The following is a 15,533-nucleotide window of genomic DNA, read 5'->3' as shown; positions in this document are numbered from 1 at the left end:
TGACCTATTGATTTATCACAGTGCAAATTCAGTCCACGCGTGGACGGGCCTCAGATCAAGCAAATTGCTCCACGATCAGCCGCTCCTCCAACCCATGCCCCGGATCAAACAAAATCCGGTGCCGGATCGTGGGTTCCGAGCGGATTTCCACCGAAACCACATCCGTGACCGGTCGGCTGTCCGCATCCGCCCGCACCGGGCGTTTTTCAGGTTCCAGAATATCAAACCGCACCACCACCGATTTCGGCAGCAATGCCCCCCGCCACCTTCTCGGCCTAAATGCCGCCATCGGTGTCAAAGCCAGCACACCCGACCCAATGGGAAGCACTGGCCCATGCGCCGAATAATTATACGCCGTCGATCCCGCAGGCGTGGCCACCAGCACCCCATCACAGACCAACTCCTCCAACCGCACCACACCATCGACCGAGATCCGCACCTTCGCCGCCTGCGGACCCGCACGCAGCAAGGACACCTCGTTGATCGCCAGCGCCTGCGTCACTGATCCATCCACCGATACCGCCGTCATCGCAAGGGGATGGATCACCGCTTCCTCGGCCACGTTCAACCGTTTCGGCAGCAAGTCCGCCGAATATGCGTTCATCAAGAACCCTACCGTGCCGCAGTTCATGCCATAGACCGGCAGACCCAATGGCTGAGTTTCATGCAGAGTTTGCAACATAAAGCCGTCGCCGCCCAGCGCCACCACCACATCGGCGCTGTCCACGGCGACCTGCCCATGCAAGCCCACCAATTCCACCAACGCCTCTTGCGCCGCCGGGGTCGCACTGGCCACAAACGCGATCTTCTTGAACACCACCCCAGAATCCTTGTGCTTGGGATGCGCAGCCTTGCCCGCCCTGCCGCCAAACTCAACCCCTCGCCGTGCTTGCGATAGCGGTAACAAGTTTCCTATAGTGAACAAGACGGCGTAACCGACGCTTCCTGAGTCGTTTCTTGCCTTCCCCAAAGCCCGCCCTTGGCCTAAAACCGCTGCAAATCGGCCCATCACCCGCAGGAGACGCCATGACCGCCCAAAGCGATACCGGATTTTTCACCGAAAGCCTGTCCAGCCGCGATCCCGAACTTTTCGGCTCGATCACCAGTGAACTCGGGCGTCAGCGCCATGAGATCGAGCTGATCGCCTCGGAGAACATCGTCAGTCGCGCGGTGATGGAAGCGCAAGGCTCGGTAATGACCAACAAGTATGCCGAGGGCTATCCGGGCAAGCGGTACTACGGCGGCTGCGAGTTTGTTGATGTGGCGGAAAATCTGGCGATTGAGCGCGCCAAGCAGTTGTTTGGTTGCGGGTTTGCTAATGTGCAGCCAAATTCGGGCTCTCAGGCCAACCAAGGCGTGTTTCAGGCGCTGATCAAGCCGGGTGATACTATTTTGGGGATGAATTTGGCCTCGGGTGGCCACCTTACCCATGGGGCTGCGCCGAACCAATCCGGCAAATGGTTCAATGCCATCCAATACGGCGTGCGCCAGCAAGACAATCTGATCGACTACGATCAGGTCGAGGCTTTGGCGATAGAGCATCAGCCCAAGCTGATCATCGCGGGTGGCTCGGCCATTCCGCGCCAGATCGACTTTGCCCGTTTCCGCGCGATTGCTGATAAGGTCGGCGCGTATCTGCTGGTCGATATGGCGCATTTTGCGGGCCTTGTGGCGGGCGGTCATCATCCGTCACCCTTCCCCTATGCCGATGTGGCAACCACCACGACGCACAAAACCCTGCGCGGCCCGCGTGGCGGCATGATCCTGACCAACAACGAAGACATCGCCAAGAAAGTGAACTCGGCGATTTTCCCCGGCATCCAAGGCGGGCCTTTGATGCATGTGATCGCGGCGAAAGCCGTGGCGTTTGGCGAGGCGTTGCGGCCCGAGTTCAAGACCTATGCAGGTCAGGTGATCAAGAACGCGCAGGCTTTGGCGGATGAGTTGATGAAGGGCGGCCTTGATATCGTCACCGGCGGCACCGATACCCATGTGATGCTGGTCGATCTGCGCCCGAAAAACGTCAAAGGCAACGCGACCGAGAAAGCCTTGGGCCGCGCCAACATCACCTGCAACAAGAACGGCATCCCGTTTGACCCGGAAAAACCGATGGTGACAAGCGGTGTGCGTTTGGGCACTCCGGCAGGCACCACGCGCGGTTTTGGCGAGGCCGAATTCCGCCAGATCGGCAAATGGATCGTCGAAGTGGTTGATGGTCTGGCCGCCAATGGCGAGGACGGCAATGGCGAGGTTGAGGCTGCGGTGAAGGCCCGCGTTGAAGCCATGTGCGAGAAATTCCCGATTTATCCGGGGCTGTAAAGCTTACAACATCGAGAAAAGGGTGCAGGAAAACCTGCGCCCTTTTGTTTTGCGCGGACTTTGGGCTGGATGCCCTCGACTGGCTAGGTTTCGAATTTGGCGCTGCGAATGGTTTTGACCCGCGTTGCTTGCAGGCACCACATCTTTTCGGCGAAAAAGCATCTTGGCTGCGGAAAGTTCTTCCCCGCTGGGAGCGACTTGTGTTTTGATACAGGTGCTATACAAGATGTTCTGTATAAAGCTCGCTTGGTATCCGTGCAGACATAAGTTTCAGCCAATGATGCGCCCAATCTAAGCAGCAGTTTGATACCCTTGCCGACGCTTTCGCCCAAACCGCTTAGATAAAGCCGCGCCAACGCAGCACGGAAAACAGCAAAGCCGCGACGACCAGAACCGAGAACGCCACCGAAGCTGCAATCCCCAGCACAGCACCCTTGCGGCGATCACCGCCATCGACGTTGTTCAGATGCCGCACGCAGGTGTCGTAGGCCTGCGCCACGGCCTGCTGATCGACCTGCGACCACAGTTTGGGGTTCTGCGCCATCACCGCGCCTGTCTGCAAAATCTCGGCCGCTGCCCGCACCCGGCGCGGCAACAACCGCCCGCCCTTGCGCAGCTTTTCGCCAAGCCCCTGCCCGCGCACCCGCAGGCGCTCTTCCATCAGACCCGCCACGCGGTCGGCCATCTGCTGAATAGGCACTCCGGTCATCTAGCACTTCCTTTTGACATTGCCGGACCTTATCGCTGCAGGTGCAGGGCTTCAACTGCTCTGGTCGAAACTCTCTGGCCGAAGTTCTGTGGCCGCGCTATCAAAGCCACATGCTTGCGATCACCACCTATCCCGCCACCGTACCCGACCCGAGCTTGCCCGATTTGCTGATCGCGCATGGGCTGTTCGGTTCTGCCCGCAACTGGAGCGTGATCGCCCGGCATCTGGCTGACAGCCGCGCGGTGCATGTGGTGGATATGCGCAACCACGGCCAAAGCCCGCGCGCGCCTTCGCAAAGCTATCCCGATATGGCGGGCGATCTGGCCGAGGTGATTGCGGCACTGGGCGCGCCGATGGATGTGCTGGGCCATTCGATGGGCGGCAAGGCTGCGATGCAACTGGCGCTGACCGAGGGTGATTTGGTGCGCAAACTGGTGATCGCCGATATCGCACCCGTCGCCTACAGCCATGATCAGACGCAGTACATTGACGCGATGCGCGGGCTGGATTTGAACGGCCTGACCTCGCGCAGTGAGGCGGATCGCCGCCTGAGTGCGACCATCCCCGACCCTGCCCTGCGGGCGTTTTTCTTGCAATCTCTGGATCTTAAGGCGCAGCCCCCGGTCTGGCGGCTGAACCTTGATGTGCTGGAGGATCAGATGCCGTTGATCGTCGGTTGGCCGGGCACTTTGGGGCAGTTTACGGGCCACACGCTGTTTCTCACCGGGGCACTGTCGCATTATGTCAAGCCAGAGTACCGCGAAGCGATCCGCAGCCTGTTCCCGAAATCACATTTCGCCAAACTGCCCGGCGCGGGCCATTGGCTGCACGCCGAGCGCCCGCGTGAATTTGAGCAGGCTGTGCGGGTTTTCCTGAACGGCTTGTCTGCTTAGATCAGCGCGCCAAACCGATTTTTGGGCCAAAAATCGTGCCGGAAAACCGCGTTTTCCGCTTCGGCGCAGGCCGCGCGCCTTAGTCCAGCGGACGGCGCATCCGCAGCAGCAACCCATCCTTCACGATAAAATGGTGATACAATGCTGCCACCACATGCCCGGGGACCAGCACGATAATCACCGGCTTGAACCATCCATGCAGCTCGGCCGCCGTAGCCACGCCGCCAAACCAAGCCAAAAGCCCGGTGATCGGCGCCAACAGCATCGCCGCATAAAGCGCCCTATGGCCCCATTTCGCCGCCAGCAGCAGCAGCGCTGAGTCGGCAGGAGCCTCTGGCGCGCCACGGCTGAACCGCAAAGCCAGCCGCCACAGCGCAAACACCAGCACCGCGCTTCCCACCACGATATGCGCCCAAACCCAGAGCGTCATATCGGGGCTTCGTCCCTCCTCAAACGCATCCCAAGCGCCGCCCATATCTTCGCCAAAGATCAGTTGGTACAAGATCAAGACGGCCACCAGCCAATGCAGAAAGATTTGGCTGGCCGAATAGCCTTTGAGATCAGACATGCGACGTCCCTTCATAATCATTTGACGTAATACGCTGTATAGACTGGTTTCCGTTGTCGCCTATGATTCAGATCAGTTTGCACAAATTCAAACCGAGGCGCTGGGGAAGCCCCGGTTTTCGACAGCAAAACCCGGATCAGACCTTCAGACTAACCCCAGCTTGGCCTGCCGATTGCTCTGCCCGGTCGAGCAGCCGCTGCAATGCTGCGCCGCGCGCAAAATCCGGCTCTGCAGCCCCCTCGCCCCGAATCGCGGCGATGAAACGCTGATAGATCGTCGCCAAAACTGGGGCTTCAACGTCATGCCACTGACCCGTTTGCAGATCGGCCTCAAGGCAGGCGCGCAGGGTGCTGATGTTCTTCTCCCAACATACTTCCAGCCCGCCCTTGTCGCCATAAATCCGCAAGCGCAGGTCGTTCAGATGGCCGGAGGCAAACCGCGTTGCGGCCACGGTGCCAAGCGCGCCATTTTCCAGCACGATCTGCATGGTGGCGGAATCATTGGCATCGAGCGGGTATTCGCCAATCTGATCGCCGGGGGCTTTGGGAAAGGTGGCGAGGCGGCAGGACACTTCGACCGCTGCCTGCCCGGCGATAAAGGTCGCGAAATCAAGGATATGGATGCCAACATCGCCCAGCACACCTTTCGATCCGTGCTTGGTCGACAACCGCCACAGCCATTGGCTTTCCTTATCCCAATGGCCCCAGGCCGGTTGGGTCAGCCAGCTTTGCAGATAGCTCGCCTCAAAATGCCGCACCGTACCGATGGCGCCTTCACGCACCATGGCGGCGGCTTTTTGCAGGGCGGCCACGTTGCGGTAGCTGAGGTTGACCATATTCACTACGCCCGCCTTGGCGGCAGCTTCGGCCATCGCATCGGCCTGCGCTTCGGACGTGGCGAGCGGTTTTTCACAGAGCACATGCTTGCCCGCCGCCAGAAACGGCAGGGTGGTGGCGTAATGCGCGGCATCTGGCGTCACATTGGTGACAGCGTCAAACTGTCCCCAAGCAATCGCCTCGTCAATCGAGGCAAACCGCCCGGCGATGCCAAACCGATCACAGAACTCCGCCAGTTGCACAGGGCGCGTGTCGATGCCGCCGACAAGCGTGACGCCCTCAATCGCCTTGAAACTGTCGGCATGGTTGGCCGCCATGCCCCCGGTGCCGAGGATCAGGATACGAACGGGGGATGCCATCACCGATACCCCGCCTCGCCGTCATGGTGCAGACGCGGTCCGCGTTCGGTAATCGGCTCTAGCGCGTTGTCGATCATGGTATTGGGCGCTTCATTCGGGTCGGCGATCCGCACATTCGGGTTATAGGCCCAGCGCACCGCGTTTGAGATCACCCGCTGCACATTGGCGTCGTGGTAGGTCGGATAGGTTTCATGGCCGGGGCGGAAATAGAAAATATTGCCCGCGCCACGCTTGTAGGTCAGACCGGAGCGGAACACTTCACCGCCAGCAAACCAGCTGATGAACACCGTCTCCAAGGGTTCCGGCACGCCAAACGGCTCGCCATACATTTCCTCGTATTCCAGCTCAAAATGACCCGGCAGGCCAGCGGCAATCGGATGCTGACGGCTTGTCACCCAAAGCCGTTCGCGCTCGCCTGCTTCCCGCCACGTCAGGTTACACGGCGCGCCCATCAGCCGCTTGAACGGTTTGGCGAAATGGGCGGAGTGCAGGAAGATGATCCCCATGCCGCCCCAAACCGCGTTGCAGACCCGCTCGACAATCGCATCATCAACGTCGCCATGGGCTGCGTGGCCCCACCAGATCAGCACATCGGTCGCGGCCAGTTTCTCGGCGGTCAGCCCGTGTTCGGCGTCTTGCAATGTTACGGTGGTAGCTGCAATCCCTTCGGCCTTGTTCAAGCTTGCGGCAATCGTGCCATGCATGGTCAGCGGGTAAACCTCTGACACAACTTTGTTTTTCTGTTCGTGGACGTTCTCGCCCCAAACGGTGACGCGGATGCTCATGGCATGCTCCTTCTGTAGCTGCCGCGCCCCAAGTGGGGCGCAGTGTGGATTTGAAATTCAGCGGATCGGCTTGCCGTTCTGATCGAACTTGTGCAACTGGCCAGCCTTGGGCGACAGCGAAACGGTATCGCCGACCTTCATGGTCAATTTGCCCTCGCGGCGCACGATCAAAGGCTCATCAGAGCCCACTTCAACGAACAGATAATTGTCACTGCCCAAATCTTCGGCATGAACGATCTGGCCCGTCCACAAGCCGCCCTCGACCACGTCGATATGTTCCGAGCGGATGCCAAGCGTGGTGCAACCGTGATCGCTGGCGAATTTTCCGGTCAGGAAGTTCATCTTCGGACTGCCGATGAAACCCGCGACGAAGATCGAATTCGGGCGTTCATAGAGTTCAGCAGGCGAGCCTACCTGCTCTAACCGGCCATCGCGCAGCACGGCGATACGGTCGGCCAAAGTCATCGCTTCGACCTGATCGTGGGTGACGTAGATCATCGTCACGTCCGACATCGAGTGATGCAGTTTGGCGATTTCCAGCCGGGTCTGCACCCGCAAGGCGGCATCCAAATTCGACAAAGGTTCGTCAAACAGGAACACCCGCGGGTCGCGCACAATCGCGCGGCCAATGGCGACGCGCTGACGCTGGCCGCCGGAAAGCTGCTTCGGCAAGCGTTCCAGCAGATGATCAATTTGCAGCAGTTTCGCCGCTTCCATCACGCGCTTTTTCATCGCCTCGGGGCTGGCCTTGGCCAGTTTCATCCCGAAGGCCATGTTGTCATACACGCTCATATGCGGATAAAGCGCATAGCTTTGGAACACCATGGCGATGCCGCGCTGGCTGGGCAGCACGTTGTTGACGCGTTCATTGTCAAACAACATATCGCCCGAGGAAATCTCCTCCAGCCCCGAGATCAGCCGCAACAGGGTGGATTTGCCGCAGCCCGAGGGCCCGACAAACACCATGAATTCGCCCTTCTCAATCGTCAGGTCGATGCCCTTGATCACATCCACCGCGCCATAGGACTTCTTGACGTTCTTCAGTTCAATTTTTGCCATTTTTTCAGCCCTTCACGCCGCCTGCGGTCAGACCCGCGACGATTTTGCGTTGGAAGATAAGAACGAGGATGATCAGCGGGACGGTGACGATCACTGAAGCCGCCATGATCGGACCCCAAGGGATTTCCTGCTGCGATGCCCCGGAAAGCAGTGCAATCGCCACCGGAACCGTGCGCGTCACCTCGGATGAGGTGAAGGTCAGCGCGAACAGGAATTCATTCCAAGCGCCGATGAAGGCCAGAAGACCGGTTGTGACCAAAGCCGGCCACAAAAGCGGCAGAAACACTTTAGTGATGATGATCCAAGGTGTTGCGCCATCGACGATTGCCGCTTCTTCAATCTCGACCGGAAGATCACGCATGAAGGTGGTCAGCACCCAGACCGTGAACGGCAAGGTGAAGATCGTGTAAGACAGGATCAGCGCGAAGGGCGAGTTGAACAGGCCAAGGTAGGTGATCAGCTCGAACAATCCGGCCAACACCGCGATCTGCGGGAACATCGACACCGCGAGTATCGTCATCAGCAGCAGGCCCCTGCCCCGGAAACGCACGCGGGCAAGGGCGTAGGAGGCGGTGACGGCGAGGAACAGCGCCAGCACCACCGTGGTGGTGGCGACGAACACCGAGTTCAGGATATTGCGCGGGAAGGTACGGCCACCCAGCACAGCTTCGTAGTTTGCCCAATCGAAGGCTTTCGGGAAGTAGTTGGTTTCAAACAGCGCCGTGCCTGTGGCAAAAGACGTGACGATGGCGTAGTAGAACGGGAAGATAGAGAAGATCATGATCACCACGACCAAAGCGTAGAAGGCGATGTTTTTGAACAGTTTGTTGGCGGTCATTTGCCTCCCTCCCCGCTGAGATCAACCTTGCCGAGCCAGATATACAGCGATACGAAGATCGCCAGAATAGCGAACAACAGGGTTGATTGCGCCGAGCCGTAAGCGAATTTATCAAACTCGATCAGGTTCTCGCGGCTGATCACCGACATGGTTTTTGTGGCTGCCGAGTTCGGCGTCAGCACATAGATCAGATCGAAAATCCGCAAAGCATCCAGCATACGGAAGATCACCGCCACCATCAGTGCCGGGCGGATCAGCGGCAAAGTGATCTTGAAAAACACTTTCACCGGGTTGATGCCGTCGATCTTCGCGGCCTCGTAAATATCGCGCGGCTCCATTTGCAGGCCCGCCAGACACAACAAAGCCATGAACGGCGTGGTTTTCCAGATATCCACCATCAACACGGCATACATCGCGGTATCAGAGTTGGCAGTCCATGCGATTTTGGACGAAATCAGCCCGAGATTCAGCGCCATATCGTTCAGGATGCCGTATTGGTCGTTCAGCATCCAGGCCCACATTTTGGCGGAAACGATGGTGGGGATCGCCCAGGGGATCAGAATGGCGGCACGTACAAAGCCGCGTCCCTTGAACTCGGCGTTCAGCACCAGCGCCGCGATCAGCCCCAGTATGGTTTCGCAGACCACAGAGGCCACCGAAAACCGCACCGTGTTCCACACCGCATTCCACCATGCCGGATCGACCAGCGTGCCTTTGTAGCGCACGGTGCCGTTGGACAGGGTTTGCACGCGCAGATAATTGTCAAAGCCGATCCACTTGCCGCCATACAGATTGTTCAACGACGTGTCGGTCAATGAGAACCAAACCGTTCTCAGCAAGGGCCATGCCGCGACGCAAAACAGCGCGATCAGCATGGGGGCCAAGAACCAGAACGCGGCTTTCTGGCGCTGCTGTTGCAGGCTGAGGCCGCTTTCCCGCCCTGTACCAGTCGGCAAACTGGCGGCAGTCTTTGAAGCTGTCATGAATTTCCCCCCTTAAACCGGCCCCTATCCGAGGCCGAGCGTAAAAGATGGGCGGCGGTTGGCATGATGCACTGCCGCCGCCCATCCTCAAGGCGTGCCCGCTATCGGGAGGATTACCAGGCGTCGCCTTTCAGGTCGGTCAAATCGGCTTCAAGGCCAGCAAGGTTGTCGGCAGCGGAGCCATTGCCCGACAGAGTTTCATGCACCGCCGACCAGAACTTCGACGAGACTTCGTTGTACTTGCCCAAAGTTGGCGCAGAGGGACGCGGCACCGCGTTCAAGAACACACTCTTCCACTGCGGGATGATCGGCTGGGCCGCAGCGATATCGGCGTCATCATACAAAGCCACGATGGTCGGCAGTGCCGATTCCGAAATCGCCCGCGCCTTTTGTGCCTCGGGTCCAGCCAGATACATCACCAAGCTGATCGCCACATCCTGATGTTTGGAATATTTCGACACTGCTGCGTTCCAGCCGCCCAAGGTGGCCGCCGACGTGTCGCCTTCTGCACCCACCGGCAGCGTTGTCACGTCGAACAAGCCCTTGACCGCCGAGTCGTCGCCATTGCCCAACTGATACGCATAGGGCCAGTTGCGCATGAAGGCCGCGTTGCCGGTCTGCCAGACGCCACGCGATTCTTCCTCGCCATAAGCCAGAACGCCCTCGGGCGAGATCGTGCCAACCCAAGCAGCTGCCGTTTCCAGCGCCTTCACGGCCTTTTCGTTGTTGATCGAGATCGTGCCATCGGCTTCAACGATCTGGCCGCCGCCGAAGGATTTCACCCATTCCAGCGCATCGCAGGTCAGGCCTTCATAAGCGTTACCCTGCCAGACATAGCCCCAGAAATCACCCTTGCCTGCTGCCCGCTCACCCTCTTGGATTTTGGTCGCAGCGGCTGTCAGCTCATCCCAGGTTTTTGGCACCGCAACGCCGTATTTCTCCAGCAAATCCTTGCGGTAATACAGCGCAGGCGCATCGGTGAAGATCGGCAAAGCCACCAGCTTGCCGCCCACAGTCTGCGACTCGATGATCGAGGGGAAATGCGTCGGGGCCAGATCTTTGGCAACTGCGCTCAGATCGACAAAGTGATCCGCCAGCTGCGGCGCCCAGATCACATCGGTCTGATAGACGTCAATATCGGTGGCCCCAGCAGCCAACCACAAACGGTACTGGCCGAACTGGTCCGATGTCGATGCCGGCATCGGCACGATGGTGACGGTATTGCCAGTGGCGTCTTCCCACGGCTTCACCAGCGTTTTGAAATTCTCAACCGCTTTGCCGACCGAGCCGGAGACGTAGAAGATTTCTTCCGCCATCATCGGCGTGCCAAGCGCACTGATCAGTGCTGCAACACCAGCCGACCGCAATGCGCGGCTCTTGAATCCAAAGGACATGGATTTCCTCCCTATAATTTTGATCGCGCCCTATCGGCGCTGCCCTGTCTAAAACGCGTCCTTTTCCGGTTCTTGCGACCCGGCCTCCCGAAGCGTTTGCACGGCAATAGCCCGAAACTGGCCATTTCGTCAACGATTCGCGGCTCAAAGCGCTTTCAAATTCGCAAATGGCGTCAGTTCGAGGGATTGAAAATCTATTGCAGCCCTCTCAGCCTGTGGTTGCTGCATCGCCGCATTTTCCTGCGGCGTCGCAGCATTCAGTGTATCGAGAAAATGCCATAACCTACTGTTAGTTATATGTATTTAACAAAACTGCCCCGCTGCTAACTCTGCGACGCCCCTGCAATCAAACTGCGGCGACCGAACTGCAAAAACCCACTCAGCCCGCTAAAAGCGATGTGAATTTTCTCCAAATCCGGGCAAATCCACGCTCTACCTTCTACCGCGCGGGTGTCACATTCAAAGCAGCCATTGCAGCCAAATGGGCTTGGGTTTGCGCCCGCGAAGGTGCATGATGATCAAGGCCAAACGGATGGCCGCTGCTTGTAAGGAAAATCAGATGGCCAAGGGCATGAGCAAACCCGGCAAGAACGTGAAAAAGCCGAAGAAAGACAAGGCCAAGCCCGCCGTGGCGACGCCAAGCACGAAGAATTCCGTGGTGATCAATACCAATGGGCCGAAAGACTAACTCTGGCGCGCTGACTTAAACGTCGTGCTCTGGCACCTTACCCGAAGGTGCCAGATAGGGCCGCGTGACATCACGCAAAGTGGCGTCCAGTGCTTCGACCTGCAGGCCAATCGCGCCATCCCCTGCCAGCACCAGAGTCACCAAACCCGTGCCATCCGGCCCCGGAGTGAAGCTCATATCCAGCAGCGACAGGATGGTGTCTTTGTCGGCCCGATCAATGCCCTGACTGCGCACCGCCAGCACATCTTCAAACACCAGCAGGCTTTGCACCCGCTCAAACGGCTGTCCCGCCTTCTCGGCGGCCTCGCGGTATTCCCAACGAAAGCGGTTCAGCATCAGCGCGAACCGTCGCTTTTGCCGCACCAGAGTCATCTCGGTGATCGGAAACACCGCGTCCTGTACCAGCGCCGCAATCACCGCCAAGCTTTCAGCATCATGCACTGCCAGCCGCAGCGGAGCCTCATCGCCATCTTCAAACCGCGCATCACTCATCCGCTGATCCGCTCAATTTGCGCCCCGACGCCGCGCAGCTTTTCCTCAACCCGCTCATAACCGCGATCCAGGTGATAAACCCGGCTGACCACGGTTTCACCCTCTGCCGCAAGGCCCGCGAGGATCAACGACACCGAGGCACGCAAATCGGTCGCCATCACGCGCGCGCCGCGCAGTTTTTCCACGCCAGTGACGGTGGCATGACCGCCATGCACATCAATCTTCGCGCCCATCCGCACCAGTTCCGGCGCGTGCATGAAGCGGTTCTCGAAGATCTTTTCCTCCAGCACCGAAGTCCCGTCAGCGGTGCAGAGCAAAGCCATCATCTGCGCCTGCAAATCGGTCGGGAAACCGGGGAACGGCTCTGTCACCACATCCACCGCGCGCACCCGGCCATTCTTCCGCGTCACCTTCAAGCCGCGCTCGGTTTCCACCACCGAAACCCCCGCCGCATCCAGCTTTTCGGCAAATGCCCCAACCAGCGCCATCTTACCGCCCAGACACTCCACCTCACCGCCGCAGATCGCGGGCAGCAGCATGTAGGTGCCCAGCTCAATGCGGTCTGTCACCACCGGATGCGTCGCCCCGCCCAAGCGATCAACGCCCTGAATGGTGATCGTGCTGGTGCCTTCACCGTCAATCTGCGCGCCCATCCGGCGCAGACAGACCGCTAGATCGACAATCTCCGGCTCGCGCGCGGCGTTCTTCAACACCGTGGTGCCCTTGGCCAAAGTCGCCGCCAGCAGAGCGTTTTCCGTGGCCCCAACCGAGACGAACGGGAAATCAACCACCGCCCCGCGCAACCGCCCGCCCGGAGCTTTGGCATGGACATAACCGTCGCGCAGATCGAGTTCCGCCCCCATCGCCTCAAACGCCTTTAAGTGCAAATCCACCGGACGCGCGCCAATCGCACAGCCGCCCGGCAGCGAGACAATCGCATGGCCATCCCGCGCAAGCAGCGGCCCCAGCACTAGGATAGAGGCGCGGAACTTGCGGACAATTTCATAATCGGCGGTGTGGTTATCGACCTTATGGCTCGACATCGCCAAGACCAGACCGTTCTGCATCGAGGCCACTTCCGCGCCCAGTGACTGCAAAAGTTGAGTCATCGTCGCGATATCCGACAGCCGCGGTGCATTGGTCAGCGTCAGCGGTTCTTCCGACAGCAACGTCGCGGGCATCAGCGTCAGACACGCATTCTTCGCCCCCGCAATCGGGATCACCCCGTTCAGCGGCCCATTGCCCTTGACCAAAATCGAATCCATCTGCCAGCCTCACTCGTTTTTGTTGTTATCGTCGATAAGGCCCGCATCTGGGCCATCCGAATCCGCCGCCGATCTTGCCCGCGCTTGCGCCTTCCTGCGGCTCATATTCGCCTTCAACGCCAGCTTCAAGCGCGCCTCGCGCTCAGTCTCGCGTTGCGATTTGGGCTTGCCGAGGCCAATGTCATCAGGTTTTTCACGCATCAGACCTTCTAATACAGTGCGCCCCAACCGTCCAGCAAGGCCATGCAAAAAACCGCCAGTTTGCACTTGCACCCTGCCACGAACGCGTCTATTCAGCCGCCACGCCAGCGGTTACACACGGTTCCGCAGGCAGGCGGCGATGCACTAGCTTAGCGGTAGAGCACACCCTTGGTAAGGGGCGGCGCTGGAGACGGAAGTGGTTGTTTAGGCGGGGGATTTCCTAACCCCGCCGACTTCGGGGTAACGCCCGGGGTTACGTTTCGGAAAAAGGCGGCTGTGGTAGCTCAGTGGTAGAGCACACCCTTGGTAAGGGTGAGGTCGAGAGTTCAATCCTCTCTCACAGCACCAGCAACTTCTTGAAATTACAGAATAATATAAAATTTGGCGGCTGAAGCTTCCTAGCTGGGCAGCACTGGGGCAGCACGCTTTTATAAGCATTTTCGGCTTGAGAAAGTCGCGTTGATTTCACCCAGAACAGCGCGGCGAGATAGGTGGGTTCGGCTTGTTTGTCACTTTAGCCGGAGTTTAGCGCGTCGTAACTCGATACACGCCCACGCCGCCGAAGTCTTCAAGACGCTCAATCCCGCATTCATAATCGCCGCGTGTGAGGCCGGGGTCGCCATTTGCTGACGCCATTGCGCCGACACTGTCGCGGCACTCTTGCACCGAGCCCAGATCACGGGCCGCCTCGTAGTTTGTCAGGTCCGCCTTGTCGGGGTAGTAAAACGCGTCCACTTTTTCCCAAGGTGCGGCATCATTTTGCCAGACCATGTTTGCTACGGTTTTTCCCGGCGAACCGAAAACAAAGAACAGAACGACTGCAATCAAGATCAGAAGCGGCAAATTAAACCCTCCAAAAAAGTGAAGCAGGGCGGTCATGCTTTGCCCCATCTGGTGAACAGTAGGGCACGGAGTTCAAAAGTTCCACAGCGGCGAAAATTCCTAGCGGCCGCTGCGACGGTTTCCGCGCCGCGCGGCGGAGTGGGGGGCAGGGGGTGGGTCGGCCGCCGTGGCAAGCCCCATCTGCGATTGACGTAGGGGCAGACAAGGAGAACATGCGCACTGCAACACATTAAATCAGGTGAAATATGAAACGCACTGCTTTCCTTGCCCCCGCTTTCCTTGCCCCCGCTTTGCTCGCCGTGCTATTTGCCAATAGTGCGACGGCCAAGGTAATGACTTACACGTGCGCATTCCCAAACGCCGCTTTTGAAGATGGTAGGTTCGAGACTGGTGGAACCCTCGACCTTAAATTCGTATTTGACGACGTGTCGGGCAATGCCTTTTTGGTTGGGAATGCGGGCGCGTCTACAGTTTACCCCGTTACCGGTTCAGGCGGCATAACATTCCTAGAGCCGCTGCAGTCCGGCGCTGTTCAAACGACGACCATCGACAACGCCGGTAAGGCCGCCCACAGCCGACACACCATCATGTTCGCGTCAGGTCTTTATCCATCCCAATCCTACGGTAATTGCGACATCAGCTAGGCCGTGCCGTGTTCGTAAGGGTATGGCCTCACATATACCAAAAAATACTTTCAAAACCCGTCAACAAGGGTTGCTTTTCATTCATATGTGAATTTATATAAGAACACACCCTTGTTGACGCTCAGTTTACCTAGAGAGGCCCATACCATGACCAATACATTAGATACCGCTGCATACTTTGCTTTTGCCCAAGCCGCCGCCGCAGCCGTCGCCGCAGGTGACGAAGCTGCACTTGATGACAACCTCTGTGAACTCGCCACTCTCTCGGTATACGGAAAATCACGCGCCTGCCGGGACAGGGCGGCCCGTCTTGTCTCACTGCACCGCTATGAGGAGAGATTGGAAGAGCGTGAAGCCGCGCGGCTGGACGCCGCGAGAGACGGTCTGGCAATCGCGTTGGCAACTGGCGACATGGCCAGCGCTAACGCCGCTCTTGAGGCATTGGAGACGCTAGCGGGGGGAGCGGTGGTCCCCGCAAACCGCACCGCAGCGCGGCGCGTCATAAATCGACACTTTAGAGCGTTCGGCACGCCGGTGCTGTAAAACAGCGTGCAAAAGTGACCAGCTGACGGGGTGGAACAGCGTCCAAAACTGACCACCCCAGTCGTGCAACAATCCCGCTTTTAGGCGGGAGCAGCTGGAGTGTTATGCGTGGAA

Annotated in this window: 18 protein-coding genes and 1 tRNA gene; 6 read left to right on the top strand and 13 right to left on the bottom strand. The window is 58.8% G+C overall.

The genetic code is table 11. From position 1 onward, the window contains the following. Positions 1-55 precede the first annotated feature (55 nt). Complete coding sequence (locus ACP7AP_RS04175; RefSeq protein WP_426032538.1) at positions 56-817, bottom strand: NAD kinase; 762 nt, start codon at positions 815-817, stop codon at positions 56-58. A 209-nt stretch (positions 818-1,026) separates the two neighbouring features. Here ACP7AP_RS04175 and glyA point away from each other — a divergent pair, with 209 nt between their 5' ends. Next, positions 1,027-2,319 (top strand): serine hydroxymethyltransferase, encoded by a 1,293-nt coding sequence (gene glyA, locus ACP7AP_RS04170; protein ID WP_426032536.1) that lies wholly within the window; start codon positions 1,027-1,029, stop codon positions 2,317-2,319. Positions 2,320-2,656: 337 nt separating this feature from the next. On the opposite strand, the gene ACP7AP_RS04165 is transcribed toward glyA, so the two are convergent. Continuing rightward, positions 2,657-3,028 (bottom strand): hypothetical protein, encoded by a 372-nt coding sequence (locus ACP7AP_RS04165; protein ID WP_426032534.1) that lies wholly within the window; start codon positions 3,026-3,028, stop codon positions 2,657-2,659. A 110-nt stretch (positions 3,029-3,138) separates the two neighbouring features. Here ACP7AP_RS04165 and ACP7AP_RS04160 point away from each other — a divergent pair, with 110 nt between their 5' ends. Beyond that, positions 3,139-3,921 carry an alpha/beta fold hydrolase gene (locus ACP7AP_RS04160; RefSeq protein WP_426032532.1) on the top strand — a complete coding sequence of 261 codons (783 nt, stop codon included), beginning with the start codon at positions 3,139-3,141 and terminating at the stop codon, positions 3,919-3,921. Positions 3,922-4,000: 79 nt separating this feature from the next. On the opposite strand, the gene ACP7AP_RS04155 is transcribed toward ACP7AP_RS04160, so the two are convergent. The 7 genes from ACP7AP_RS04155 to ACP7AP_RS04125 form a co-directional block, all read right to left on the bottom strand. Continuing rightward, positions 4,001-4,489 carry a cytochrome b gene (locus tag ACP7AP_RS04155; protein ID WP_426032530.1) on the bottom strand — a complete coding sequence of 163 codons (489 nt, stop codon included), beginning with the start codon at positions 4,487-4,489 and terminating at the stop codon, positions 4,001-4,003. 136 nt (positions 4,490-4,625) lie between these two features. Then, a complete protein-coding gene (locus ACP7AP_RS04150; protein ID WP_426032528.1) occupies positions 4,626-5,684 on the bottom strand; it encodes a Gfo/Idh/MocA family protein in 1,059 nt (352 codons plus the stop codon). After that, complete coding sequence (locus tag ACP7AP_RS04145; protein ID WP_426032526.1) at positions 5,684-6,469, bottom strand: ThuA domain-containing protein; 786 nt, start codon at positions 6,467-6,469, stop codon at positions 5,684-5,686. The genes ACP7AP_RS04150 and ACP7AP_RS04145 overlap by 1 nt, the downstream gene beginning before the upstream one ends. A 57-nt stretch (positions 6,470-6,526) precedes the next feature. Further along, entirely contained in the window at positions 6,527-7,528 is a 1,002-nt protein-coding gene (locus ACP7AP_RS04140) for an ABC transporter ATP-binding protein (RefSeq protein WP_426032524.1), read from the bottom strand. 4 nt (positions 7,529-7,532) lie between these two features. Further along, positions 7,533-8,366, bottom strand: coding sequence for a carbohydrate ABC transporter permease (locus ACP7AP_RS04135; protein WP_426032522.1), 834 nt, complete (start codon positions 8,364-8,366; stop codon positions 7,533-7,535). Next, positions 8,363-9,349 carry a carbohydrate ABC transporter permease gene (locus ACP7AP_RS04130; protein WP_426032520.1) on the bottom strand — a complete coding sequence of 329 codons (987 nt, stop codon included), beginning with the start codon at positions 9,347-9,349 and terminating at the stop codon, positions 8,363-8,365. Before ACP7AP_RS04130 ends, ACP7AP_RS04135 begins: the two co-directional genes overlap by 4 nt. Before the next feature lie 113 nt (positions 9,350-9,462). Continuing rightward, positions 9,463-10,743, bottom strand: coding sequence for an ABC transporter substrate-binding protein (locus tag ACP7AP_RS04125; RefSeq protein WP_426032518.1), 1,281 nt, complete (start codon positions 10,741-10,743; stop codon positions 9,463-9,465). A 514-nt stretch (positions 10,744-11,257) separates the two neighbouring features. Here ACP7AP_RS04125 and ACP7AP_RS04120 point away from each other — a divergent pair. Then, positions 11,258-11,431, top strand: a complete 174-nt coding sequence (locus tag ACP7AP_RS04120; RefSeq protein ID WP_426032516.1) for a hypothetical protein — start codon at positions 11,258-11,260, stop codon at positions 11,429-11,431. 15 nt (positions 11,432-11,446) lie between these two features. On the opposite strand, the gene ACP7AP_RS04115 is transcribed toward ACP7AP_RS04120, so the two are convergent. Genes ACP7AP_RS04115 through ACP7AP_RS04105 form a run of 3 tightly spaced genes read right to left on the bottom strand, consistent with a single transcriptional unit; the run spans position 11,447 to position 13,389 of the window. Then, the gene (locus tag ACP7AP_RS04115; protein WP_426032514.1) at positions 11,447-11,923 is read right to left on the bottom strand and encodes a DUF2948 family protein; all 477 of its coding nucleotides are present in this window, start codon (positions 11,921-11,923) and stop codon (positions 11,447-11,449) included. Beyond that, a complete protein-coding gene (gene murA / locus ACP7AP_RS04110; protein WP_426032512.1) occupies positions 11,920-13,188 on the bottom strand; it encodes a UDP-N-acetylglucosamine 1-carboxyvinyltransferase in 1,269 nt (422 codons plus the stop codon). Before murA ends, ACP7AP_RS04115 begins: the two co-directional genes overlap by 4 nt. A gap of 9 nt (positions 13,189-13,197) precedes the next feature. Then, positions 13,198-13,389, bottom strand: a complete 192-nt coding sequence (locus ACP7AP_RS04105) for a hypothetical protein (RefSeq protein ID WP_426032510.1) — start codon at positions 13,387-13,389, stop codon at positions 13,198-13,200. A gap of 273 nt (positions 13,390-13,662) precedes the next feature. Here ACP7AP_RS04105 and ACP7AP_RS04100 point away from each other — a divergent pair. Continuing rightward, positions 13,663-13,737: transfer RNA gene (locus ACP7AP_RS04100), tRNA-Thr, on the top strand. Between the two features lie 177 nt (positions 13,738-13,914). Here the strand turns inward: ACP7AP_RS04100 and ACP7AP_RS04095 are convergent. Continuing rightward, positions 13,915-14,268, bottom strand: a complete 354-nt coding sequence (locus ACP7AP_RS04095) for a hypothetical protein (protein ID WP_426032508.1) — start codon at positions 14,266-14,268, stop codon at positions 13,915-13,917. A gap of 209 nt (positions 14,269-14,477) precedes the next feature. Between ACP7AP_RS04095 and ACP7AP_RS04090 the strand changes: the two genes are divergently transcribed. After that, positions 14,478-14,876: a hypothetical protein gene (locus ACP7AP_RS04090; protein ID WP_426032506.1), complete on the top strand. Its 399-nt coding sequence runs from the start codon at positions 14,478-14,480 to the stop codon at positions 14,874-14,876. A gap of 147 nt (positions 14,877-15,023) precedes the next feature. Then, positions 15,024-15,419: a hypothetical protein gene (locus ACP7AP_RS04085; RefSeq protein WP_426032504.1), complete on the top strand. Its 396-nt coding sequence runs from the start codon at positions 15,024-15,026 to the stop codon at positions 15,417-15,419. The last annotated feature ends 114 nt before the right edge of the window (positions 15,420-15,533 follow it).

The sequence above is a fragment of the Cypionkella sp. TWP1-2-1b2 genome (genome assembly GCF_049896245.1).
Classification (GTDB): Bacteria; Pseudomonadota; Alphaproteobacteria; order Rhodobacterales; family Rhodobacteraceae; genus Cypionkella.
The sequence above is the reverse complement of the archived record's forward strand: the minus strand, read 5'-3'. Positions and strand labels throughout refer to the sequence as shown.

Bases quoted from the DNA above. Each gene is read 5' to 3' on its own strand.
- glyA (WP_426032536.1), top strand. From the start codon at position 1,027: ATGACCGCCCAAAGCGATACCGGATTTTTCACCGAAAGCCTGTCCAGC.
- ACP7AP_RS04165 (WP_426032534.1), bottom strand. From the start codon at position 3,028: ATGACCGGAGTGCCTATTCAGCAGATGGCCGACCGCGTGGCGGGTCTG.
- ACP7AP_RS04160 (WP_426032532.1), top strand. From the start codon at position 3,139: ATGCTTGCGATCACCACCTATCCCGCCACCGTACCCGACCCGAGCTTG.
- ACP7AP_RS04155 (WP_426032530.1), bottom strand. From the start codon at position 4,489: ATGTCTGATCTCAAAGGCTATTCGGCCAGCCAAATCTTTCTGCATTGG.
- ACP7AP_RS04150 (WP_426032528.1), bottom strand. From the start codon at position 5,684: ATGGCATCCCCCGTTCGTATCCTGATCCTCGGCACCGGGGGCATGGCG.
- ACP7AP_RS04145 (WP_426032526.1), bottom strand. From the start codon at position 6,469: ATGAGCATCCGCGTCACCGTTTGGGGCGAGAACGTCCACGAACAGAAA.
- ACP7AP_RS04140 (WP_426032524.1), bottom strand. From the start codon at position 7,528: ATGGCAAAAATTGAACTGAAGAACGTCAAGAAGTCCTATGGCGCGGTG.
- ACP7AP_RS04135 (WP_426032522.1), bottom strand. From the start codon at position 8,366: ATGACCGCCAACAAACTGTTCAAAAACATCGCCTTCTACGCTTTGGTC.
- ACP7AP_RS04130 (WP_426032520.1), bottom strand. From the start codon at position 9,349: ATGACAGCTTCAAAGACTGCCGCCAGTTTGCCGACTGGTACAGGGCGG.
- ACP7AP_RS04125 (WP_426032518.1), bottom strand. From the start codon at position 10,743: ATGTCCTTTGGATTCAAGAGCCGCGCATTGCGGTCGGCTGGTGTTGCA.
- ACP7AP_RS04120 (WP_426032516.1), top strand. From the start codon at position 11,258: ATGATCAAGGCCAAACGGATGGCCGCTGCTTGTAAGGAAAATCAGATG.
- ACP7AP_RS04115 (WP_426032514.1), bottom strand. From the start codon at position 11,923: ATGAGTGATGCGCGGTTTGAAGATGGCGATGAGGCTCCGCTGCGGCTG.
- murA (WP_426032512.1), bottom strand. From the start codon at position 13,188: ATGGATTCGATTTTGGTCAAGGGCAATGGGCCGCTGAACGGGGTGATC.
- ACP7AP_RS04105 (WP_426032510.1), bottom strand. From the start codon at position 13,389: ATGCGTGAAAAACCTGATGACATTGGCCTCGGCAAGCCCAAATCGCAA.
- ACP7AP_RS04095 (WP_426032508.1), bottom strand. From the start codon at position 14,268: ATGACCGCCCTGCTTCACTTTTTTGGAGGGTTTAATTTGCCGCTTCTG.
- ACP7AP_RS04090 (WP_426032506.1), top strand. From the start codon at position 14,478: ATGAAACGCACTGCTTTCCTTGCCCCCGCTTTCCTTGCCCCCGCTTTG.
- ACP7AP_RS04085 (WP_426032504.1), top strand. From the start codon at position 15,024: ATGACCAATACATTAGATACCGCTGCATACTTTGCTTTTGCCCAAGCC.